22 protein-coding genes and 5 pseudogenes are annotated in these 20,727 nt (G+C 48.2%); 11 read left to right on the plus strand and 16 right to left on the minus strand.

Annotated elements, in window-relative coordinates:
- From D368_RS17015 to D368_RS17025, 3 genes and pseudogenes are all read left to right on the plus strand, one after another.
- Positions 1-196 (plus strand): annotated as a pseudogene (locus tag D368_RS17015) (spore coat protein CotG); the annotation flags it as partial.
- 156 nt (positions 197-352) lie between these two features.
- A complete protein-coding gene (locus tag D368_RS17020; RefSeq protein WP_003151304.1) occupies positions 353-973 on the plus strand; it encodes a flavin reductase family protein in 621 nt (206 codons plus the stop codon).
- 164 nt (positions 974-1,137) lie between these two features.
- Positions 1,138-1,482 (plus strand): DUF4181 domain-containing protein, encoded by a 345-nt coding sequence (locus D368_RS17025; RefSeq protein ID WP_071392395.1) that lies wholly within the window; start codon positions 1,138-1,140, stop codon positions 1,480-1,482.
- Positions 1,483-1,493: 11 nt separating this feature from the next.
- Here the strand turns inward: D368_RS17025 and ggt are convergent.
- Positions 1,494-3,070: pseudogene (gene ggt / locus D368_RS17030) on the minus strand (gamma-glutamyltransferase).
- A 207-nt stretch (positions 3,071-3,277) separates the two neighbouring features.
- Here ggt and chrS point away from each other — a divergent pair.
- Genes chrS through chrA form a run of 3 tightly spaced genes read left to right on the plus strand, consistent with a single transcriptional unit; the run spans position 3,278 to position 4,891 of the window.
- The gene (gene chrS, locus D368_RS17035; protein WP_003151298.1) at positions 3,278-3,754 is read left to right on the plus strand and encodes a chromate efflux transcriptional regulator ChrS; all 477 of its coding nucleotides are present in this window, start codon (positions 3,278-3,280) and stop codon (positions 3,752-3,754) included.
- A 13-nt stretch (positions 3,755-3,767) separates the two neighbouring features.
- On the plus strand, positions 3,768-4,358 hold the full coding sequence (chrB, locus tag D368_RS17040) for a chromate efflux transporter subunit ChrB (RefSeq protein ID WP_025853576.1): 591 nt from the start codon (positions 3,768-3,770) through the stop codon (positions 4,356-4,358).
- Positions 4,355-4,891: a chromate resistance efflux protein ChrA gene (gene chrA / locus D368_RS17045; protein ID WP_052586801.1), complete on the plus strand. Its 537-nt coding sequence runs from the start codon at positions 4,355-4,357 to the stop codon at positions 4,889-4,891. Before chrB ends, chrA begins: the two co-directional genes overlap by 4 nt.
- 26 nt (positions 4,892-4,917) lie before the next feature.
- Here the strand turns inward: chrA and D368_RS17050 are convergent, their stop codons facing one another.
- Complete coding sequence (locus D368_RS17050; RefSeq protein ID WP_025853578.1) at positions 4,918-5,136, minus strand: hypothetical protein; 219 nt, start codon at positions 5,134-5,136, stop codon at positions 4,918-4,920.
- Complete coding sequence (locus D368_RS17055) at positions 5,133-5,678, minus strand: flavodoxin family protein (RefSeq protein WP_101562507.1); 546 nt, start codon at positions 5,676-5,678, stop codon at positions 5,133-5,135. The genes D368_RS17050 and D368_RS17055 overlap by 4 nt, the downstream gene beginning before the upstream one ends.
- Positions 5,679-5,800: 122 nt before the next feature.
- Between D368_RS17055 and D368_RS17060 the strand changes: the two genes are divergently transcribed.
- On the plus strand, positions 5,801-6,682 hold the full coding sequence (locus D368_RS17060) for a LysR family transcriptional regulator (RefSeq protein WP_003151293.1): 882 nt from the start codon (positions 5,801-5,803) through the stop codon (positions 6,680-6,682).
- Between the two features lie 84 nt (positions 6,683-6,766).
- Here the strand turns inward: D368_RS17060 and D368_RS17065 are convergent.
- The 7 genes and pseudogenes from D368_RS17065 to D368_RS17100 all read right to left on the minus strand — a co-directional run.
- A pseudogene (locus D368_RS17065) lies at positions 6,767-6,829 on the minus strand (endonuclease V); the annotation flags it as partial.
- Positions 6,822-7,253 (minus strand): annotated as a pseudogene (locus D368_RS17070) (DUF1963 domain-containing protein); the annotation flags it as partial. The pseudogenes D368_RS17070 and D368_RS17065, both read right to left, overlap by 8 nt.
- Before the next feature lie 63 nt (positions 7,254-7,316).
- Positions 7,317-8,642, minus strand: coding sequence for a UDP-glucose dehydrogenase family protein (locus tag D368_RS17075; protein WP_017418764.1), 1,326 nt, complete (start codon positions 8,640-8,642; stop codon positions 7,317-7,319).
- 199 nt (positions 8,643-8,841) lie between these two features.
- On the minus strand, positions 8,842-9,606 hold the full coding sequence (locus D368_RS17080; protein ID WP_060673918.1) for a tyrosine-protein phosphatase: 765 nt from the start codon (positions 9,604-9,606) through the stop codon (positions 8,842-8,844).
- A gap of 45 nt (positions 9,607-9,651) precedes the next feature.
- The gene (locus D368_RS17085) at positions 9,652-10,341 is read right to left on the minus strand and encodes a CpsD/CapB family tyrosine-protein kinase (protein ID WP_014305982.1); all 690 of its coding nucleotides are present in this window, start codon (positions 10,339-10,341) and stop codon (positions 9,652-9,654) included.
- Positions 10,328-11,074, minus strand: a complete 747-nt coding sequence (tkmA, locus tag D368_RS17090; protein WP_071392403.1) for a protein-tyrosine kinase activator TkmA — start codon at positions 11,072-11,074, stop codon at positions 10,328-10,330. Before tkmA ends, D368_RS17085 begins: the two co-directional genes overlap by 14 nt.
- Positions 11,075-11,289: 215 nt before the next feature.
- Entirely contained in the window at positions 11,290-11,433 is a 144-nt protein-coding gene (locus tag D368_RS17100) for a YwzD family small protein (RefSeq protein WP_003151259.1), read from the minus strand.
- A 203-nt stretch (positions 11,434-11,636) separates the two neighbouring features.
- Between D368_RS17100 and D368_RS17105 the strand changes: the two are divergent.
- Together D368_RS17105 and D368_RS17110 are read left to right on the plus strand one after the other, a co-directional pair.
- Positions 11,637-13,245: pseudogene (locus D368_RS17105) on the plus strand (SWIM zinc finger family protein).
- The gene (locus tag D368_RS17110) at positions 13,232-16,006 is read left to right on the plus strand and encodes a DEAD/DEAH box helicase (protein ID WP_071392405.1); all 2,775 of its coding nucleotides are present in this window, start codon (positions 13,232-13,234) and stop codon (positions 16,004-16,006) included. Before D368_RS17105 ends, D368_RS17110 begins: the two are co-directional and overlap by 14 nt.
- 113 nt (positions 16,007-16,119) lie before the next feature.
- Here D368_RS17110 and D368_RS17115 read toward each other — a convergent pair whose 3' ends face one another.
- The 4 genes from D368_RS17115 to D368_RS17130 all read right to left on the minus strand — a co-directional run bounded on the left by D368_RS17115 (position 16,120) and on the right by D368_RS17130 (position 18,754).
- On the minus strand, positions 16,120-16,977 hold the full coding sequence (locus D368_RS17115; protein ID WP_024085903.1) for a Cof-type HAD-IIB family hydrolase: 858 nt from the start codon (positions 16,975-16,977) through the stop codon (positions 16,120-16,122).
- The gene (gene glcR / locus D368_RS17120) at positions 16,974-17,756 is read right to left on the minus strand and encodes a transcriptional regulator GlcR (protein ID WP_003151250.1); all 783 of its coding nucleotides are present in this window, start codon (positions 17,754-17,756) and stop codon (positions 16,974-16,976) included. The genes D368_RS17115 and glcR overlap by 4 nt, the downstream gene beginning before the upstream one ends.
- Positions 17,757-17,964: 208 nt before the next feature.
- The gene (locus D368_RS17125) at positions 17,965-18,306 is read right to left on the minus strand and encodes a single-stranded DNA-binding protein (RefSeq protein WP_003151249.1); all 342 of its coding nucleotides are present in this window, start codon (positions 18,304-18,306) and stop codon (positions 17,965-17,967) included.
- A gap of 97 nt (positions 18,307-18,403) precedes the next feature.
- Positions 18,404-18,754, minus strand: coding sequence for a hypothetical protein (locus D368_RS17130; protein WP_128575005.1), 351 nt, complete (start codon positions 18,752-18,754; stop codon positions 18,404-18,406).
- 172 nt (positions 18,755-18,926) lie between these two features.
- On the opposite strand from D368_RS17130, the gene D368_RS17135 reads away from it, so the two are divergent.
- Positions 18,927-19,337 carry a YwpF-like family protein gene (locus tag D368_RS17135; protein WP_003151245.1) on the plus strand — a complete coding sequence of 137 codons (411 nt, stop codon included), beginning with the start codon at positions 18,927-18,929 and terminating at the stop codon, positions 19,335-19,337.
- A 45-nt stretch (positions 19,338-19,382) separates the two neighbouring features.
- Here D368_RS17135 and mscL read toward each other — a convergent pair whose 3' ends face one another.
- Both mscL and fabZ read right to left on the minus strand, forming a co-directional pair.
- Positions 19,383-19,778: a large conductance mechanosensitive channel protein MscL gene (gene mscL / locus D368_RS17140; protein ID WP_015418395.1), complete on the minus strand. Its 396-nt coding sequence runs from the start codon at positions 19,776-19,778 to the stop codon at positions 19,383-19,385.
- Between the two features lie 56 nt (positions 19,779-19,834).
- Entirely contained in the window at positions 19,835-20,260 is a 426-nt protein-coding gene (gene fabZ, locus D368_RS17145) for a 3-hydroxyacyl-ACP dehydratase FabZ (RefSeq protein WP_003151242.1), read from the minus strand.
- Positions 20,261-20,455: 195 nt separating this feature from the next.
- Between fabZ and D368_RS17150 the strand changes: the two genes are divergently transcribed.
- Positions 20,456-20,727: response regulator aspartate phosphatase (locus D368_RS17150; RefSeq protein WP_486129288.1), on the plus strand; the 272-nt coding region annotated here is incomplete at its 3' end.

The following is a 20,727-nucleotide window of genomic DNA, read 5'->3' on the forward strand; positions in this document are numbered from 1 at the left end:
CAGCCGTAAAAAATCTTGCCGTTCTCACAAAAAATCTCGCAGCCACAAAAAATCATGCCGCCGCAAGAAAAAACGCACGCAGAAAAAACCTTATCGTCCTCATAAAAAAGATCCTTGCAAAAAAGACGATTACTGCAGCAAAACAGAGTACTGGAAAGACGGGAACATCTGGGTTGTAAAGAAAAACTACAAGTAACGCCATTTGTAAATAGGCTGCCGGCTAAACGGAAGCCTTTTTCCTCAATCAGATATATGCCACGTGATAAGATATGCAGCCGGTTTTCTTTTGTTGTGTTTCCGAATTTTCTTTCTGTATAATCAGGTCATACGATAAAGAAAGGCGGCCGAAATCATGCATATCTTACGAGCAGACGAACTGAACGCAAAAGACACTTACAAATTGCTTTCGGGCACAGTCGTTCCCCGGCCGATCGCGTTTGTCACGACGCGGTCATCCATCAACGGCGCCGTAAACGCGGCGCCCTTCAGTTTCTATAACGTTGTCTCCGCAGAACCGCCGCTTCTGGCCATCTCTGTCAGCCGCGCGGACGGACGGCAGAAAGACACCGCGAGAAACGCAATCGCTCATCGGGAATTCGTGGTGCACGTCAGTGATGAGTCCATTATTGAAGACATTAACAAAACGGCGGCAAGGCTTGATCCTGATGTCAGTGAACTTGGCATGACAGACCTTTCTGTGACAGACAGCGCCTGCATCAGCGTTCCCGGTATAAAAGAAGCAAAAGTCAGGTTTGAATGTATACTCGAACGCCATCTTCCGTTTCAAAATGACAGCGGAGAAACGACGACAGACCTCATCATCGGCAGAGTCGTTTGTTTTCATTTGAATGACCAAGTATATGACGCCGATAAAGGCTACATACGGACAGATGAGCTGAAGCCTGCGGCAAGGCTCGCGGGGAATGAATACGTCAGACTCGGGAAGACATATACGCTCGTCCGCCCGACCTGAAGCAGGAACCATTATAATAGAAGAAACTAGTCAAAAAGACCCCTTTCAAAAGGGGTCTTTTTGAGTCTTTTACCATTAAACTCCGCCTAATGTCTTATAGAATGCTGAAACTTGCAAGGCCCTCACCCGTATGAAACGAGTGACACATTTTTAGGAGGCAGACGATGGATTTCATTCAGTTACTGATTTTTTCAGCCGTATTTATTTTGCTCAGCCTTATGTTTCAAGTATTTGCCGTCAAAGTTCTCCATTTTCCAAAGCCTGTTAATAAGCAGAAGCCGATAAACGGCACACATCGATTAATCGAAATCACACTGCTTATTACGGGCATCGCAGCGGTGACTTTTTTCAATGAAATGGACGTATTTGCCGGAGCTGTTTCCATGCTATTTTGCTGCAGCGGCTTAATGGAATGGCGGCACCGGCGGGAGGAAAAGCAATATGTGTACGATTCGTTTTACGCGGGTCTTTCTTCCGCGCTTGGCGTGCTTATTTTTTTCATCAGTTAGCGTATCATGCTCTATACTCCTGCGGCCGCTCCGTCGCCGCGCGGGTCGGCCCCGCCTTGGAGAAAGCCTTCTTCATCAATGACGATCGCTGCCGCATGGCCCATAAGCCCGTCAAAATCACCAACGGTCTCGACGCGGTGGCCGCTCTGCCTTAGGGCTTCTCTCGTTTCAGGGCTGATTCTGCTTTCAACCCTCAGCCCTTCATACTCCTCTCCCCATGTCCGTCCCCAGACCCAGCGAGGCTCATTGATCGCCTGCTGCGGGTCCATTTTGTAATCAATGATGCGCGTAATCATCGCTGTCTGAGTTTGCGGCTGGCCTTCTCCTCCCTGGGTTCCGTACAGGATGTGCGGCTTTCCTTCTTTACAGGCCATCGCCGGCATGAGGGTGTGGAACGTCCGCTTGCCGGGTTCGAGCGTATTGACATGGAATTCATCCAGCGAAAAAAATGACCCGCGGTTTTGCAGTAAAATACCCGTCTCCCCCGCCGTAACGGCAGATCCGAACTCGAAATAGAGGCTCTGTATAAAGGAAACGGCATTTCCTTCCGCATCTCTGACGGCGGCATAAGCAGTGTCGCTTCCGACCGGACGGCTTACCGCCGGCGCAGCCGTGTAACCGATTTCTTCCGCCAGCTGCTTTGCATACCGTTTATCAAGCAGCCGATCCAGCGGAATATGAGAAAATGCCGGATCAGTCAGCACTTCATTCCGGTGGTGAAAACTCTTCTTCAGCGCCTCGATCAGCAGATGATAATATTCAAAGGAGCCGTGTTCGATCTGAGAAAAATCATAGTTTTCCAATATATTGAGCGTCATTAAGCCTGTAAACCCCTGTGAATTCGGCGGAGCCTGATAGATGCGGTACCCGCGGTAATCAGAGGATACCGGGTTCGTCCACTCGCCGCGGTGGGCTTTAAAGTCATCAAGTGTCAGACGGCTGCCGTTGTTTTGCAGAAAGGATATGATGCGTTGAGCGAGGTCTCCTTCATAAAAAGCGCTTCTGCCTTTCTCGGCAAGCTGCTCCAAGCTGTCCGCCAAATCCTTTTGGACAAACCGTTCACCGGGCTTGGGCGCTTTTTGTTTCTCGTAAAAATGGCCGAGGTGTAAGGCGTCGAGGCTAAAAGAGCGAGATTGTGTTCTGTGTGGGCGCACTGGTCGGCGGACACTGGAAATCCGTTTGCCGCATAATCAAGAGCTGGCTTCAGCACCTCAGCGAGCGAAAGACGCCCGTACGCCGAAAGCACGGCATCCCAGCTGTCCGCCAATCCCGGAACGGTAATGGCGCTTTCTGTCCCGCGCAGAGGGATCGCTTCTCTGCCCCGATACAAGTCTCTCGTCACATGCTCCCCTGAACGGCCGCTCCCGTTATAAGCTTTGATTCGGCCCGTTTCTTTATGGTAAGTGAGCCAAAATGAATCCCCGCCAAGACCCGTCATGTGCGGATACACGACTGCCAGGCAGGCGCTGACCGCCACTGCCGCGTCAAACGCGTTTCCGCCCTTTTCCAGAATGCCGGCCCCCGCCTGAGAAGCAAGATAATGCGGACTGACGACCATTTGTTTCGTTCCGATGGTTGAAGTATTCATGGCAAGCCCCTTTACAAATTTTCTCAATTATAAAAAGCGGCTTCACCGGTATCCACTTTCCTGAAAGAAAAGCTCACACACTATTTACTTTCCGATAAGAAATAATCCTAAGTTATTACGTAACGAAAACAATAAAAAAATTTCTCCTTCATACCGTAACATTTCATGATACAATAATGTCTACCAAATGAAGGAAGGTGAAGCCGGTTGGAACATGAGTACAGCATTCCGAATCTTGTCCTTGATGAAACGGATAAACAGATTCTCTCGATTTTGCACGAGGAAGGGAGGATTTCCTATACAGACTTAGGAAAGCGGGTTAACCTGTCGCGAGTGGCGGTTCAGCACCGCATTCAGCATTTACTGGATGCCGGTGTGATTGAAAAATTCACCGCTGTCATCAACCCGGCGAAAATCGGCCGTCATGTGTCCGTGTTTTTTAATGTGGAGGTGGAGCCGCAGTATTTGGAGGAAACCGCATTAAAGCTTGAAAAGGAGCCGGCCGTGACAAGCCTTTATCATATGACCGGACCGAGCAAGCTGCATATGCACGGCATTTTCGCAAATGATCAGGAGATGGAAGAGTTTTTGACAAAACGGCTCTATACGCAAAAAGGCGTCGTCAGCGTCGACTGCCAAATGCTGATTAAACGGTATAAAAGCAGAACGGGCATGAAGCTGTAAGGAGGACATAGCCATGAAACATCCCTATTGGGACATTACGGCGGCGATGGTCCGAACGGGCATTCTCGGATTCGGAGGCGGCCCGTCGGTGATCCCGCTCATCCGCCATGAAGCCGTCAATAAATACAAATGGATAGATGATGATGAATTCGGAGAAATATTAGCGATCGCTAATGCGCTTCCCGGACCGATTGCCACAAAAATGGCTGCGTATCTGGGCTTCAAGCTGAAAGGCACGTTAGGCGCAATCGCGGCAACCCTCGCACATATTCTGCCTACATGTCTCGCTATGGCGGGCTTGTTTGCGGCTGTCAATGTCTTAAGCCGCTCAGCAATCGTTGCCGGCATGATTGGCGCCGTAACACCGGTGATCGCCGTCATGCTCGGCATCATGGCGTACGAGTTTGGCCAAAAAGCGCTTAAAGGTTTCGGCTGGGTCACGGGCATCCTGTTTTTTATCATCGCTTTTATCGGCCTGCAAACGTTACAGATCAATCCCGGCTTTGTCATTATCATTTTCTTGGCGTACGGCGCGTTTCATTTTAAATTAAAGGACAAAATCACAAATAAACGTTCAAAAGATAAAGGAATGTCTGCCTCATGATCTTGATTTATGTATTTATGGCGTTTTTTGTCGCAAACGTACTCGGATATGGAGGCGGACCGGCGTCGATCCCGCTGATGTTTGAAGAAGTCGTCAACAGATACAGCTGGCTCTCAAACGATCAATTCTCAAATATGCTCGCACTTGCGAACGCATTGCCGGGCCCGATCGCAACCAAAATCGCGGCGTATGTCGGCTACAGCGCAGGCGGATGGCCCGGGTTCCTGATTGCGCTGATCGCCACCGTCGTACCGTCGGCGCTCGCATTGATCGTGCTGCTTCGCATCATTCAGCGCTTCCGCCAATCCCCCGTCATCAAAGGTATGACGCTGTCCGTCCAGCCTGTCATCGCCGTCATGATGCTCATTCTTACCTGGCAAATCGGCGCAGACGGCATCAAAGCGATCGGCTGGGTTCAAGCGATAGTGATTGCGGGGATTTCCCTCCTTGCCTTGACAAAATTCAAGATGCATCCGGCCTTCCTGATTATCGCGGCGTTTTTGTATGGAGGGCTTGTGATTCCTCATTTATAAAGAAAAGCACCTGGACAGGTGCTTTTTTATTTTGGCCCGGAAATACCGTTTGATATGACAACTGTTTCTTCGCCTGCATCACTCTTGATGATTTGCTTGACTTGCAGCGTTGCGCCTGCCATTCTCACAGATTGCTGAACCTGAGGCGAATTGGTTTCAGCCTGTACCCAAACAGAAGTCGGCGCTTTCCAAGCTAGAAAGAGTGCAAGAATCAATATACCAGAGATAACCAGCAGCAGCTTCATATCGCATCACTTCTTTTCAATAAACGGCTCGCAGCGGACAGAGCCTGATGATCATGAAGAATATCACCGGGACGATTGCCTTCTCCCAGCACATAGCCTTTAAAGGACATCCCCATAAAATGAAAAATATGTTCAAATTGCTGAATCAGCGGCAGCCCTTTTAGTTTAGGATTGTCCCCTCCCACTGCTGTTACATATGCCTGCTTCGCTGACATTTGCTGTTTAAAATCAGGAAACCTCGGATCTCTCAGCGTCTGTGACCAGCGATCAATAAACAGCTTTAATGTCCCTGACATGCCAAACCAATAAATTGGGGTGGCGAATACAAGAATATCGCACGGCAAAATCCGCTCAATAATAGAATCGCAGTCATCTTGAACGGGGCGAAAGCCGCCTTGGGCGTGACGCAGATCTTCAACTGGCCGTATCCGATATTTCCGCAAATGAATGTGCTCCGCATCGAATCCTTGAACAGCCTTCTCCGCAAGAATATCCGTATTTCCGCCAGACCGGGTTCCGCCATTAATAACCGCAATTTTCATGATGCATCTGCTCCTTTGTTTACGAATGATTTTCTTCATCATATAATGGATTCATCAATCAATACAGATGATTATTTCGATTGTTTCAATCGATAAAACCGATTTAGAAAGGGCGAGATCAAATGGAATTGAAGCAGCTGATCACCTTTATTACCGCAGCAGAACACGTAAACTTCACCCTAACGGCCAAGATGCTTAACTATGCACAATCAAGCGTTACCTCTCAGATCAAATCACTGGAAGAAGAAATCGGGACTCCTTTATTTGAACGGCTCGGCAAGCGGCTTTTCCTGACAGAAGCCGGCAAAACGTTCAAATCCTATGCGGAGAAGATCATTGCGTTAACAGAAGAAGCAAAAATGGCCGCAAATCAAGCAAGAGAAACAACCGGAACCTTGAAAATCGGTGCGACGGAAAGCCAGTGCACATACCGCCTTCCGCCTATCATAAAAGAATTCAAACAGGCTTTTCCTCAAGTAAAGCTTATATTCAAACCGTATATTTCCAACGAACAAGCGAAAGAACAGCTCTTGCAGGGTCAGCTTGATATCACTTTCATTTTAGATGTAAATCGGTCGGAAGACGCACTGCACGTTGAATCTTTGATTCAGGATGAAATCAAAATGGTAGCCGCCAATGACCATCCTTTTCCAGCAGACTCACCAGCAACATTGAAGGATCTTCAAAACGAAACCCTTCTGCTGACAGAGGACGGCTGTTCATATCGCACGCTCTTTGAGAACACTTTACATGACGCCGGAGTCTACCCTAATAAATTAGAATTCGTCAGCATAGAAGCCATCAAACAATGCGTGATGGCCGGACTCGGAATTGGACTATTGCCTGAAATGACAGTAAAAGACGATATTGCCGAAGGACGGATGAAAGAACTCAACTGGCAGAATGAATGCCCCGTTTTTACTCAACTAGCATGGCATAAGGACAAGTGGATGTCTGCACCATTAAAGGCATTTATCGATTTGACGCGAAAAACATTCAAATAAAAACCTGCTGCAAGGACGACAAAGTTTTTAATAAAGCGGACACCAGGCATACAAAAAACACTTGGTGGCTTAAAGCCCCAAGTGTTACACGTGATTTTTCCGATAAAACGTTCGCAAAACATGCGTTTCAAGGTCAGCCAGACGGACTCGGAAAATCGTACTCCTCTTCAATCTGAACGAAAGAAAAATCATCCATGAGCTCCTCTTCCCGATCTGTCACATGCTCAAAATATTTGACGGAGAAACCCGTTTGCGCGCACCCGTCGTCAAAATTCAAACCGTATACGTCATCACTGACCGATATGTAAAACTGAAGAATGCCGGTGTCCGGAAAATCAGGTAGTCCGGGCATATCCGCAAAATTGATTTGGGCGAGAAGCTTCATCGGCCCGCCGCTTTCATCTTCAGGGTATGGTTCATGTTTCGGAAAATAGGGGTCTCCGGCGATTTTACTGTCATACCGTCCCGTTTCAGCTTTTTTGACGTGCAGTTTGATAAAGGGCCGTGCTGACGTTTCCAGCAGACCGCGGGATGATTCCATTTGCTTCGGCAATTTCCATGTGTTTTCCACGATTAATGTCCCCTTCGTCTCTAATGATTGTATGATAAAAGGCCGGCGCGGACCGCCGGCCTTTCAAGTGACAGAATCAGTCTGAGGCACGACGGCTCTTCTTCCGATTGAGATATATTCCACGCCCGCCTGTTCCGCTTCCTCAAGCGAGTGGCAGTTTCTCCCGTCGAAAATAACCGGGGTTTCCATCAGCTCTTTGTACGCTTCAAGCGGGAAGTGTTTAATTTGTTCCCAATCTGTCAGAATCAGGACGGCATCCGCTCCCCTGACGGCTTCTTCTATGGACTCCCGATAGGAAACCGCAGCCGGAAGCAGCTCGGAGGCCCGGAATGAAGCGATCGGATCGTACGCTGTCATCCGGGCGTCAAGAGCCGCCAGACGATCCGCAATGACAATGGACGGGGCATCCCGCATATCATCTGTATTCGGCTTAAAAGACAGTCCTAATAACGCGATGGTTTTCCCCGTCACACCTCCCAGCCTGTTCAGCACTTTATCAACCAGCATGGACTGCTGGTTATTGTTGACTTTAATGACGGACTTCAGCAATTCAAAATCATGCTCCACATGTCCCGCGATCTGCACGAGGGCGTTTGTATCCTTCGGAAAACAGGAACCGCCGTAACCGATGCCGGCTCTTAAGAATTGATTGCCGATCCGTTTATCCAATCCCATTCCGTGTGCGACTGATTCCACATCCGCACCGACTTTTTCACATATATGAGAAATTTCATTAATAAAACTGATTTTTGCCGCTAAAAATGCGTTTGACGCATATTTGATCATCTCAGCGCTTCTGATGTCCGTATGATATACCGGAATCGCAAGCGGCGCGAAAACCCGGTCAAGCGTTTCCCGCGTCTGCCGGTCTTCCGTCCCGATCACGATGCGGTCGCCGTGAAAGGTATCGTGAATCGCCGAACCTTCACGGAGAAATTCCGGATTCGAGGCGATTGAAATGTTCACGTCCGCTCTCAGCCGTGAATGAATAACTTCGCTGATCCTGTCATTCGTTCCCACGGGAACCGTGCTTTTTGTCACGACGATCGCATCTTTAGAAATATGTTCGGCAATCCGTTCGGCGACATTTTCAATATAAGTAAGGTTTGCGTGCCCGTCTTCTTTTTGCGGCGTTCCGACCGCTATAAAAATAACGTCCGCTTCCGCAAGCCCTTTTTCGTAGCTCGTTTCAAATGCCAGCCGATGCCGGCCGATATTTCGTTTCATCATATCTTCAAGGCCCGGTTCAAAGATAGGGGACAATCCCTTTCTCATCTGCTCAACCTTACGTTCGTCAATATCTATGCATGTTACGTCATGGCCGATTTCTGAAAGAGACACTCCTGTCACAAGACCGACGTAGCCTGTTCCGATCACTGTTATTTTCATCGTGTTCCCCCAACCGTTTAGAAATTGCTGCTGGGCAGCTTACCGTTATTATCATATGATCCCGGCGCCGGCGGAATGCCGGAAGCCCGAGGCCATGATAGGAAAAAACGGCGCCGGCCGCTGATAATAGCATAAGCATAAACGAATCATCTTGCAAAACAGCCGCTTACGCTTCATTTAAACGGGATGGAGACGACGATTAAAAAAGACCCCAGCGCTTACGGCGGGCCACAGGCAGCGGAGGTTCCTTATAAACGGCTTTGTTTTCAGCGAGAAGCGCCGCATTTTCCGCGAGCATGTAAATCAGCTCCGCCCCTGCTTCTTTTTTCAGAACGCCGAGCGCCTCCTGATAGTAAAAATTCCTCGGTCCGAGATTATGGGCGTCAGATGCGAGAAAGTGGATCAAATTCGCTTCCATCAGCTGCAGCGAAAAGGATTTCGCTTTCCGCCCGAATGCTCCGGCAATGCAGCCGGCCGTCACTTGGGCGGCCGCCCCTTTCTTCACAAGACTGTAAAGGACGGAAGGGTTTTCGCGAATTTCCCTGTTCCGCTCCGGATGGGCGATGACGGGGACATATCCGTTCAGCTGCAGTTCATAAAACAGCCTTTCAGCGTAGGCCGGGACATGATCCGCCGGAAATTCCGCCAGCACATACTTTGTATTATGGAGCGGGACAAGCGAGCCGCTTTGAAGACCTGCCAGCAGATCTCCGTCTATTCTGATTTCCTGGCCGGGCAGAACAGTCAGCGGAATGCCTTCCTTATTCAAACGTTTGTTTAACAGGCTGACCGCTTCGTTGACCGTATGCCGATCCGTGTCATAGCGGTATTTCACATGATGCGGCGTCGCGATGATCGTATCAATCCCCTGTCTGACCGCTTCTCTCGCCATCTTCAGGCTTTCTGTATCATCCGCCGCGCCGTCGTCTATGGAAGGAAGGATGTGACAATGGATATCTATCATATTTCAATCCCTCCTTAAAAAGAATGGACCGCGCCCATTGTGACATTATTGTCCGTAATAGGCGTAGTCCGAATGTTTCGTTTGTTTCTTCCCGTTCATAACGGCCCCAAGGAGCTTGCACGGGCAGTAATCGAGCGCTTCTTTCGCCTTGGCCGCTTTTTCCTTGTCCGTTTTCCCGCTTGAGATCACCATAATGGCCCCGTCAGTGTAGCTGCCTAATATTTTCGTATCGGCTACGGCCAAAACGGGGGGCGTATCTAAAATCACCTTATCATAAACTGCGGCTGCTTCTGACAGAAGATCTTTCATGGCACCCGTCGATAAAAGCTCCGCCGGATTGGGCGGGATCGGCCCGCTCGTTAAAATATCCAGGTTTGCTTCATCAGCCGGCAGGACGGCTTTCTGAAACGGCAGCTGTTTTAACAGCAGCGACGTTAATCCGGTTCCGTTATCCAATTTGAAGGTGAAATGAACCGTCGGTTTGCGCAGGTCCGCATCAATTAAAAGCACTTTTTTCCCCTGCTGTGCAAATACGACGGCAAGGTTGGCCGCGGTTGTCGATTTTCCTTCTTCCGGACCGGCGGATGTGATCAAAAGGGACTTCACCTCCGTATCAACGGAAGAAAATTCAATGTTTGTGCGGATCGTGCGATATTGTTCTGAGTTGATGGATTTCGGCTCAGACATCGCAATCACGCTTCGTTTTCCGGGTTTGTCTTTTTTACGCGTCAACATGTCCGCCTCCCGCTTGTTTGGTTTCCGCCATCCTCACATTTTTGGCAACGCTGTCTTTAGTACTGATTGAAGTAACCGTTCCCAGGATCGGGATGCCGAGCAGCGCTTCCAGCTGTTCTTCCGATTTGATCGTATTATCCAGATGTTCCAGCAAAAAGGCGAGACCGATTCCGCCCAAAAGTCCGGCGGCAAACGCAAGCGCGATGTTCAGCTTACGGTTAGGCTCTGCCGGTGACTGGCTGTCCGACGCTTCGGCCTTTGAAAGGATGCTGACATTATCAACGTTCATGATGGCGGTGATCTTGTCCTGAAAAACGGATGCAACCGCATTTGCCATAACGGCCGCACGCTTAGCATCCGTATCCCGAACGGCAATCGTCACGACTTGTGAATCCTGCTCGCTGGATACCGTGATTTTCGATTCCAGCTCTTTCGAAGTTATGGACAGATGCAGCTGTTTAATCACCTCATCGAGGATGACCGGGCTTTTGATGATGACATTATACGTGTTGATTAATTGGAGGTTGGTTTGAACGTCATTGAATTGGACTTCTTTTTGATTGTTTTTGGATTGGCTGACCAAAATTTGAGTTGAGTTTTCATAGACCGGCGTAAGAGCGAAGAAACTGATGAGACCGCCTGCGGAAGATGCCGCCGCGGTAATAATAAGTATAAACAGCAGACGCTTTCTCAGTATTGCGAATATTTCCTTTATGCTTGCAGATTCTCCCATATAACCTCCATATCACTTTCCGTGTATTCCCATTCCCTCCAATGATCTTTTCCAATTACGATTATACAGCTTTGAACTGTCATTTCTAACCTTTTCAAATGACAAAATTCGACAAAAATAGACAATCACTTCAATCCGATTTATATTTGTAAGCGCTTTAAATGCTGGTGTCACAGGAAGATTAAAAAATCCCGCGGTCAGGAGCCTGCGGGATTTTATGTTGCATATCCATTTTTAATATAAGAAATCAAATTCTCAAGCATTTCTTTTGTGGTCATCTCAGAGGACTGCTCACCGATGTCGTGCGCATGCATTAAAATCTTCAGAAACTCCTCTTGATCTAACTTCGTTTTCTTCATCATTCGTTTCCTTTCGGCTTCCATTAAATTGAAAACAAGATTATTATATGCTGTCGGGTGCTGTTTTGCAATCTCTAATACATCATTCGACACATTCGGGTTTTTATGTCCTTTTTTAGGAAAAACTTTTTCCGGGCCATGTGTTGCGATATAATAGAGGAATTGGAATCTTTTTATTTTGTGACTCGTTAGGAGCGATAATCATGCTTCAGGATATGATTGCTAAAGAAGATGTGCTCGCAGCGGCTGAACAGCTTAAAGAACTTCTTCCTTACAATGAAGACAATGTTCAGCTGATGAAGAAAGCACTCATTTTATATCGGCAGGATTCCGTCTATCGTATACAGGTTCAAACCCCGACAGAGATTTCCGCATATGTGCAGGATGTTGTGCCTGTAAGGGTCACGCTGAACTTATTTTTCATGGTGAAAAGCGGCTGCGCATGCCCGTCTGAGGCGATCTGCCGCCACGTGCTCGCCGTTTTTCTTTACGTATATGCCCAATTCGAGCGGGTCGGTACCTTTACCGAACATTGGCTGGAAAGAGAAAAGCTTGAGGAAAGCAAGGAGCTTGTCCGCCGGCAGTTTCAGGAAAAAGTGCTGCCGAATGAAGAGTCGCTGTCAAGCTGGCTCGCTTTTTTGATTCGGAATTCTCGCTGTGGGAGGCGCGGACGCCGGCCGGAAGCCAGACGATGCAGGGCCTTTATTACGGCTATCTGTCAGCGCTCAAAAAACACGCCCCGAAAAAACCCGAGCTTAAAAGCTTATATCAGATTCATTCAGCGCTTGCCGTCTGGCTTCACATGTTCACTTTGATTGAGTCAGGCAGATTGGATGCCGAAAAAGATTATTACAGCATTAATCCATACGTGGAACAGCTGATGGATACGATTTATTCCTCCATTGACAGACTGAAAACGTACGCCTTGTCTTTTTCACTCGATCCTTTTTTAGACCGGACGCCTCCGGTGCTCCGCAGACTGCTTGTGAAAGAAGAGCTTTTTCAATACGAACGCCTCCGGGTATTCGGTGAAATGTGGAGCGCGCTTTTGAACCGGCCGAAATGGGTCGCGCGTGAACAGGAGATTCTCGAACAGGAAAGCGGGCGCCGTTTTTCGCCGGAAGTGCGGTTCGGACGGCTTCATCTGGCCTTTTTGCAAAAAGATGATGAAGCGGTCTTTGAAGATATATCCCGCTTCCCTCCTGAAGCGCTGCCGTACACCTTTCAATGGCTCGGTGAACTCACCGCAAAAAAGACTGGAAACGGCTGAAAGCATGGTATGGCCGGATCGAACCGCTTGCCGTGAACTATACGAAGCTTGATAAGCCGTTTAAAGAAATGCGCGACATCATCGGAGAGCTGTTTGCGCTGTTGGCGGATTATGCTCGGCACTCACGGGATGATCAGCTGTTTGAACGGTTTGCTTCCGGCTGCCTTCCCTATACCTTTACCGAATACAGCCAGTACCTGTACGAAAAACGGCGGTACGCGGAATGGGTGGAGATTCACAGCCTCGTCGGTTTTTCCGTCTGGGAAATCGAAAAGGACATCCTGAAGGAAATTGCCGCCAGTGATCCGGAAGCGCTCATCCCCTCCTATCACCGGGCTGCGGCCTTTTTTATCGACCAAAAAAACCGCAGCGCCTATAAAGAGGCTGCGCGTCATCTGAAAAAACTGCGGACGCTTTATAAAAAGGCAAAAAAACAGCAGGTTTGGGAGCGGTATATCAGCCGGCTGAGCGCAAGCTACAAGAGGCTGCGCGCCCTTCAAGAAGAATTGCAGAAAGGAAAGTTGATTGATGGCGAGTCTTAAGGAAATTTTCATTCATGTAGAACAAATGGAAGATTGGACATTTACGCTGTCAAGCCATGATGAGAAGGAGCAGCCGCTTACTCTCAGTCAGATGAAGACTCATCTGTTCCAATGGCATGAGTCCACCTTTTACGGAACGTTTCTTGAAGACGTCAGCTTCATCGGCACTCCGGCCGTTCTGCTCAGCCCTTGGATGACCGTCGAGCTGCTTGGAAAAAACTCGTTCAATTCATTCAGCACCGTGCAGCTGACAAAGGAAACGGAACCGTTAATCGAAGCGGCTTCGACGATATACGAATTTATTGCCGACGGCGATTTTCTTCCGGATTATGACGCATGGCAAAATGGCGTCCTGCGCTTCAAAGACCGCGAGCTTTTGCTGGAAGGCTTTACGGCAGACTGGTTCTCAGCCGCGGTACAGGACTACATTCAGTACAATGATGACCTGCTGGAAAAATGGCGGCGGATCGAAACCCGTTCGCCGGCCGTTCATACGTTTAAAGGCTCCTTTTTGGATGAAGATGATTTTCTCGAGGGAATCGGTTGGCATGACGATCTGACGCCGTTTACCGTCGGGCTCCGATTAAACGAGCCTGATTTCGACGGTGACGACTGGAAAATCGAGATGTTTTTACGTGAGAAAAAAACCGGCTCCATCACCTTTTTCGACGGATTGAAGGGTCTGAAAAAAGCGTGGCAGGCATACAGCGGAAAAATCGCGCGCGAACAGGACCGCTTCCGCAGAACGGTTCCCTGGCTTTCGTTTGATTCAGGAACGACGCTGATCTCTGAAGAAGAGGCTTGGATCTTCTTATCGGAAGCGAGTGAGACGCTTGTCGATATGGGTGTGGAGATTCTTCTCCCATCATGGTGGCAGATTGTCCGGGACAGCAATATGATGCTCAAGGCGAAAGTGTCATCCTCCCCGCGGGGCGAGTCCTTCGTCGGCATGAACGCTCTGCTTGATTTCAACTGGAGATTCGCCACAAACGGAATTGAGCTGACAGAGGATGAATTCAATGAGCTTGTCGCAAACAACAGACGTCTCGTCAACATCCGCGGCCAATGGGTGAAAATTGATCCGCAATTTATTAAACAGATGAAAATACTGATGGAAAAAGCGGAATCTGAGGGCCTCCACATGTCCGACGTGCTGGCGCGCGAACTGATGGATCACGGGGAAAACGGAGCCGAGGACACGGACATCATTGACTCATCGGCATTTGCCGGGATCAAGATCGAATTATCAAAGCATCTCAGAAGCCTGATCCGCAAACTGACGGATGCCGGGGATCTGCCGGAGCATGAAGTCAGCGCCGCGTTTCAGGGCCAGCTCCGCCCTTATCAGATGTACGGCATGAACTGGCTTCTGTTTTTACGGGAAAACGGCTTCGGCGCCTGTCTCGCAGATGACATGGGACTTGGAAAGACGATTCAGATGATCGCTTATTTTCTCCATGTGAAGGAAAGCGGCCGGCAAAAGGCGCCTGCCTTAATCATTGCGCCGACATCGGTGCTCGGCAACTGGCAGCGTGAGCTCCAGACCTTCGCGCCGCAGCTGAAGGCCGTGCTTCATTACGGCCCCCGCAGGCCGAAGGGCGAAGCATTTGTCCCGGCCTATCAGGACGCGGATGTCGTTCTTACTTCTTACGGCCTCTCGCACGCCGATCAGGAAGAGCTTTCTTCCGTGACATGGAGCACCATCTGCCTTGATGAAGCGCAAAATATTAAAAACGCGCATACGAAGCAGTCCCGCGCAATCAGAAAGCTGAAAGGCGTCCATCATATTGCGCTGAGCGGAACACCGATGGAAAACCGCCTGACAGAGCTTTGGTCGATCTTTGATTTTATGAACAAAGGCTATCTCGGCAGTCTGACCGGCTTTCATAAACGCTATGTGCTGCCGATTGAAAAAGACCGTGACGAAAAAAGAATCAACCAGCTTCAGCAGTTAATCCGGCCGTTTTTACTGCGCCGGACAAAACGGGATGAAGAAGTGGCGCTTAATCTTCCTGACAAGCTGGAACAAAAAGAGTTTATCCCGCTCTCAGCCGAACAGGCATCCCTTTATGAACAGCTTGTCAAAGATACATTTGAACATATGGCTTCTCTGACCGGGATGCAGCGGAAAGCGCTGATTCTGAGCATGCTCGGCCGCTTGAAGCAAATATGCGACCATCCTGCGCTCTATTTGAAGGAAGAACAGACAGAGCTGTTAAACGGGAGATCCGTCAAACTGGAAAAGCTGCTTGACTTAATGGCGGCGATCCGCGGACAAGGGGAAAGCTGCCTCATTTTCACCCAATACATTCAGATGGGCAACATGATGAAGCGCCTCCTGGAAAAAACATTCGGAGAACCGGTTCAGTTTTTAAACGGAAGCCTGTCCAAGCAGGAACGCGATTCTCTCGTCGAACGGTTCCAGAAGAAAGAATACCCGACGCTGATTTTGTCACTGAAAGCGGGCGGAACCGGCCTGAATCTGACGGCTGCCAATCATGTCATTCACTATGACAGGTGGTGGAATCCGGCGGTGGAAAACCAGGCGACCGACCGCGCCTACCGAATCGGCCAGGAACGGTTCGTCCACGTTCACAAACTCATTACGACGGGAACGATTGAAGAAAAAATTGATGCCATGCTCGAAACGAAACAAACTTTGAACGATCAGATTATCCAAAGTGAAAATTGGATTACCGAGCTGTCATCCGATGAGCTTGAAGAATTATTCACCCTCAGCGCATCGGCGCAATCACATTAAACGCAAAAAGACCGGCTCTCTCGGGAAGAGCCGGTCTTTTATGTCGTCCTTACTGTTACGCCGCATTTGCCATGAATGCGTCACGCCAGTCATGAACAGTATCGCCATACCTTTCACAGTAAATTCCTGATCATATACGCAACGCCGTTTTGATCATTTGTCAATGTAACGGCATCAGCGATCTCTTTAATATCTTCTCTCGCATTCCCCATCGCTATGCCTTTTCCGGCCGCCTGAAGCATTGAATAGTCATTTAAGCTGTCACCGACCGCGGCGGTTTCAGCCATCGGAATGCCGAGCTTTTGCGCCAGCCGTTTGAGCGCCTGCCCTTTAGAGGCGTTTCGAGACGCCACTTCAAAGTTGTGATCGGCAGAGCTGACAAGGGTGAGATCTTTCTGACCGCTGAATCGGTCCCAGCCTGCTTTCAGCTTCCGCTCATCAAACGAAAATCCGAGAATATTATAAAAATCCAGATGCTCTTCTTTCTCAAAGAGCTCACGGTATGAATGAATGTAAGCAAAGCCGGACTGGCTGTATTGCACTGAAGCCGCCTGTTCCAAAACAGAAAGATCGGTTTCCGGATTGGCGCTTTTCACCCGGTCCATTTCGATATCGAGCAGCTGCCTGCCGGTTTCAGGCGTATAGATGGCTTTGTTTGTAAACACCTCATAATAATATTGATTCTCTTCAAGCCATGACAAAATCCCGCGGGCTCTTGATTCTTCAATCGCTTCACAGTGGTACAGGCTGCCGTCAGGAGCATGAATGGCGGCTCCGTTTGCGCTGATAATCCATGTTTTTATGCCGAGCGGTTCGAATATGGAGTGCACATCAAAATGCGCGCGTCCCGTGGAAACCACGATTTCAATTCCCGCTTGCCGGGCTTCCCTTAAAGCCCGCTTGTTTTCATCGCTTACTTGATGACTGCTGTTCAGCAGTGTGCCGTCCAGATCTATGGCAATCAGTTTCACATGTCCTCATCCTCTTCTTCAGATTCAGTTACAAGCAATTCTACGCCGTGCCGGTCGAGCAGATCGCAAAAATCCTGATCAGGCAGCCGATCGGTAATCAGCAGGTCAACCTCGTGCAGGTCTGCATACTGATAAAAACTCGTACGGCCAAGCTTGGAGTGATCGCTCAGCGCAATCACCTGTTCAGCCTGTCGGATCATTTTACGCTTTACCATGCCGTCTTCTTCATGTGGAATCGTCAGGCCGTTTTCCGAGATGCCGACAACGCCGATCAGCACCTTATCAGCGTGATAATCCCCCAGTTTTTCTACGACGGAAGCCCCGTATAAAAACCGGTGTTCCTTCTGGAGCTTTCCGCCGAGCAGGTGAATATCAATTCCCTCTTTTGCGGAAAGGATATCGGCCTGATTGATCGAATTTGTAATAACAGTGCAGCCGGTGACATTTAAATGCTCCGCGCAGGCCTGCACGGTTGTCGAGGTGTCCAGGATGATCCGGTCCCCTTTATGGATCAGGGATGCGGCCAGCTTGCCGATTTTGTTTTTCTCTTCAGAAACGGTTTTCAGCCGGCCCGAATAGCCCGGAACTTCCTGATTCACCGACGGCAGAATCGCGCCGCCCCGTGTTCTGATAATGGCCCCTCGCTCTTTCAGCTTTACAAGGTCCCTTCTTGCGGTATCTCTTGAAATATGAAGCAGCGAACATATCTGTTCAGCGGTGATCCGCCGATGCTGTTTCAAATATTCCATTATCGCAATCAGTCTTTCTTCTTGATACACGTCCTCATTCCCTTTTTTCGTCACTTATCTGTAAGTAATTATAAGTTTTTATCCCAATATATTCAATGTTTTTAAGTATTTATAAGCAAAATCACTTCTTTTTAACCATTTTTCAGCTTCCGCACAAAAAAACCAGTCTTTCGACTGGCGAGTGGGAAGGAGGTATTGCGGGGCCCGCTGAAAGGCGGGAAATCGAGGAAAAAGCATGCTATTCAGCCAGCGGCTCTTTCCGTTTTTGATCCATAAACCGAACGGTATCAGCCATGACCTCGGTCACATAAACTTTTACGCCGTCTGTCTTTTCATAGCTTCTCGTCTGGATTCTGCCGCTTACACCGACCATTGACCCTTTTTGGCAGTACAATGCCGTGTTTTCAGCGTTTTTTCTCCAGATGGTGCAGTTGACGAAGTCGGTTCCGGTTTCACCCGACGCGCTTTTAAAATTGCGGTTTACCGCCAACGTAATATGCGCGACGGGAATGCCCGCTGATGTAAAACGGAGCTCCGGATCTTTCGTCAGCCGGCCGACAAGCATAACGTGGTTAAACAAGCCGTATCCTCCTCTCTTTTTCGAGGCTGGCTTCATTGTAGTACAAGGGCTCATGAAAGCAAAAAGCGGAAAAAGCCGTTATCCGTTTAGGCTGCTTTTATGTTTTTGTTTTCTTTCTGATAAAAAACTTTTGTTTTTGACCGCTTATGTAATATGTATTTTTGAGCAGCCGCGAGAAAAGTTTCGTTTTGAGCCAGTCTTTCTCAAACATGCGGACAAACTTTCCGCCGTCCCATGCGAACCAGTAAAAACTCAGCTTTTTATCAGTCAGTGAAAGCTGAATTTTATACTGTTCCATGCGGTCTTTTGTTTCATATAAAAAGACGACATTTCCCCTTCTGTTAAGATGCACCTCACAATCTTCCTTTTTGCATACCAAGTAGGAATGATCGTCTTTTCGCCTTGAACCGTCTTCTATATAGATTTCCTTCAGGCGCAATTGATTCATAAGCATCTCTCCATGACCATATTCTTTTACATTATAATGAAAAAATAGAAATGATTAAATGTTGACCGCCTACAAAAATGATGAAGCATGTCTTACAGCATTTTCCCGGGAAAAATGATATGTGTTATAATAAATGAACGAAAAACATGGACAACAGGGGTGAAAATAAGAGATGAAAACCTTTAAACTGGTTGATCTGAATGTGGAACGTTTAGATAAAGACGATCAGCCGATTGAGCAGTTTCCCCTTTTAGACGGATTGATTATCAACAAAGAGGACGGAGAAAATCACTGGTTAATTGAAGCACTGGTCCCGGCCGAACACTTTTCTTTTTTTGACATGCTGATGAAAAGCCAGAAAGAAGCGAAGGTGTTTGTAACGATTACGAAAAAAAGCAACCGCCCCGCCCAGCTGACGGGAAGCATCAAAAATATCGTGGAGCTGGAAAAGAGTATACAAGTTTTAATTTACGGTCAAATGGTGTCAAGAAACCATCCCGGATCAGAAAGCATTCTGGAGTCGCTCGTAAAAGAAGGCTACTCGGGCAGCCGGCTGATTGAAGCGTTTAAACAAAAATTATAATCATAAAAAAGGCCGGACGTTAATCATCCAGCCTTTTTTTGTGCCCTAGTCATTGTGAGGAGCCCGCTGTTTCAGCAGATCTCTGATTTCAGTCAGCAGTTCTGTCTGCTGATCTGTGTCTTCTGCTTCTTCAGCCTCTTCTTCTGCTTCTTTTTTACGTCTCAGCTTGCCTATTGTGCGGATCACGATAAAGATAGAAAATGAAATAATGAAGAAGTTCACAATCGTTTGAATGAAGCTTCCGTACTTGATATGGGCATCGCCGAATGTCACCGCCAGCCCTGAAAAATCAAGACCGCCAAGAAGCAGGCCGACAAGCGGCATGATGATGTCTTCAACGAGCGACGTCACAATTTTGCCGAAAGCGCCGCCGATGACGACACCGATTGCCAGATCCATGATATTGCCCCGCATCGCAAAGCTTTTAAATTCTGACCACATTACATTCACCCCTTTCTATACAAAATGGGCTTTTTTATAAGCCCATCTGTTTGTTTTTATTCTCCGAGCGCAAAGGTTAATTCAGCTTCACACACGAGCTCGCCGTCAACTTTGGCAACGCCTTTTCCGCGTCCGATCGTACCGCGTGCACGTGTAATGTCCACTTCAAGCTCCAGCTTGTCACCCGGTTTTACCTGCTTTTTGAAACGGCAGTTATCAATCCCCGCAAAAAACGCGAGTCTGCCCCTGTTTTCTTCTTTAATCAGCATCGCCACAGCTCCGACCTGCGCCAAAGCCTCTACGATTAAGACGCCCGGCATAACAGGGTATTCAGGAAAATGGCCGTTAAAAAAATCTTCATTCGCCGTCACATTTTTATATCCCGCCGCCCGTTTTCCTTCTTCGACTTCCGTAATTCTGTCTACCAGAAGAAACGGATAGCGATGGGGAATAATTTCTTTAATTTGCTGAGTATCAAGCATTCTCTTGACATCTCCTTCATCGACAATAGTATGTATAGAAGGTATAAGTGGTAACCAATCTGTACATTTGGAAGTATATTATGAATCAATTTCTTTTTCAACCGCGCTGTAAACTGTAACCAGCTGGCAATGAGCCTCGTCCATTAATGTGTTATGATAAATAAAGATTTTTACCCTATGCAAAGAGGTTGGAAGATGATTGCTAAGTTTACTGAAAAACGCACGCTGGTGATGCTGAATGAGTGGTATGACGCCATGGGAAAACGCCAATTCGATCTAGCCCGTTCCCTTCACGAACAAATCAATCAGCATCTCCCCAAATTACAAAAGAATGCAAAGCTCAAACTCAGATATCAGCTGTTTTTCGCACGGTTTCAGCTGCTGTTTGAGAAAAAAGACGGACTGACTAAATTGTTCTGCGAGCTGAAGCGGCGCAAAGATGAGATGGATCATGAATTAACTTATTA

This window comes from Paenibacillus lentimorbus NRRL B-30488, from assembly GCF_000411595.1.
GTDB classification, from domain to species: Bacteria; Bacillota; Bacilli; order Bacillales; family Bacillaceae; genus Bacillus; species Bacillus velezensis.

Coding starts and splice junctions, on each gene's coding strand:
- D368_RS17130 (WP_128575005.1), bottom strand. CDS start 18,754: ATGAATCAATTGCGCCTGAAGGAAATCTATATAGAAGACGGTTCAAGG.
- fabZ (WP_003151242.1), bottom strand. CDS start 20,260: ATGCTTGATACTCAGCAAATTAAAGAAATTATTCCCCATCGCTATCCG.
- chrA (WP_052586801.1), top strand. CDS start 4,355: ATGATCTTGATTTATGTATTTATGGCGTTTTTTGTCGCAAACGTACTC.
- D368_RS17050 (WP_025853578.1), bottom strand. CDS start 5,136: ATGAAGCTGCTGCTGGTTATCTCTGGTATATTGATTCTTGCACTCTTT.
- D368_RS17100 (WP_003151259.1), bottom strand. CDS start 11,433: ATGAAGAAAACGAAGTTAGATCAAGAGGAGTTTCTGAAGATTTTAATG.
- D368_RS17085 (WP_014305982.1), bottom strand. CDS start 10,341: ATGTTGACGCGTAAAAAAGACAAACCCGGAAAACGAAGCGTGATTGCG.
- D368_RS17060 (WP_003151293.1), top strand. CDS start 5,801: ATGGAATTGAAGCAGCTGATCACCTTTATTACCGCAGCAGAACACGTA.
- chrB (WP_025853576.1), top strand. CDS start 3,768: ATGAAACATCCCTATTGGGACATTACGGCGGCGATGGTCCGAACGGGC.
- D368_RS17110 (WP_071392405.1), top strand. CDS start 13,232: ATGGCGAGTCTTAAGGAAATTTTCATTCATGTAGAACAAATGGAAGAT.
- D368_RS17080 (WP_060673918.1), bottom strand. CDS start 9,606: ATGATAGATATCCATTGTCACATCCTTCCTTCCATAGACGACGGCGCG.
- tkmA (WP_071392403.1), bottom strand. CDS start 11,074: ATGGGAGAATCTGCAAGCATAAAGGAAATATTCGCAATACTGAGAAAG.
- D368_RS17020 (WP_003151304.1), top strand. CDS start 353: ATGCATATCTTACGAGCAGACGAACTGAACGCAAAAGACACTTACAAA.
- D368_RS17025 (WP_071392395.1), top strand. CDS start 1,138: ATGGATTTCATTCAGTTACTGATTTTTTCAGCCGTATTTATTTTGCTC.
- D368_RS17055 (WP_101562507.1), bottom strand. CDS start 5,678: ATGAAAATTGCGGTTATTAATGGCGGAACCCGGTCTGGCGGAAATACG.
- mscL (WP_015418395.1), bottom strand. CDS start 19,778: ATGTGGTCAGAATTTAAAAGCTTTGCGATGCGGGGCAATATCATGGAT.
- D368_RS17135 (WP_003151245.1), top strand. CDS start 18,927: ATGAAAACCTTTAAACTGGTTGATCTGAATGTGGAACGTTTAGATAAA.
- D368_RS17075 (WP_017418764.1), bottom strand. CDS start 8,642: ATGAAAATAACAGTGATCGGAACAGGCTACGTCGGTCTTGTGACAGGA.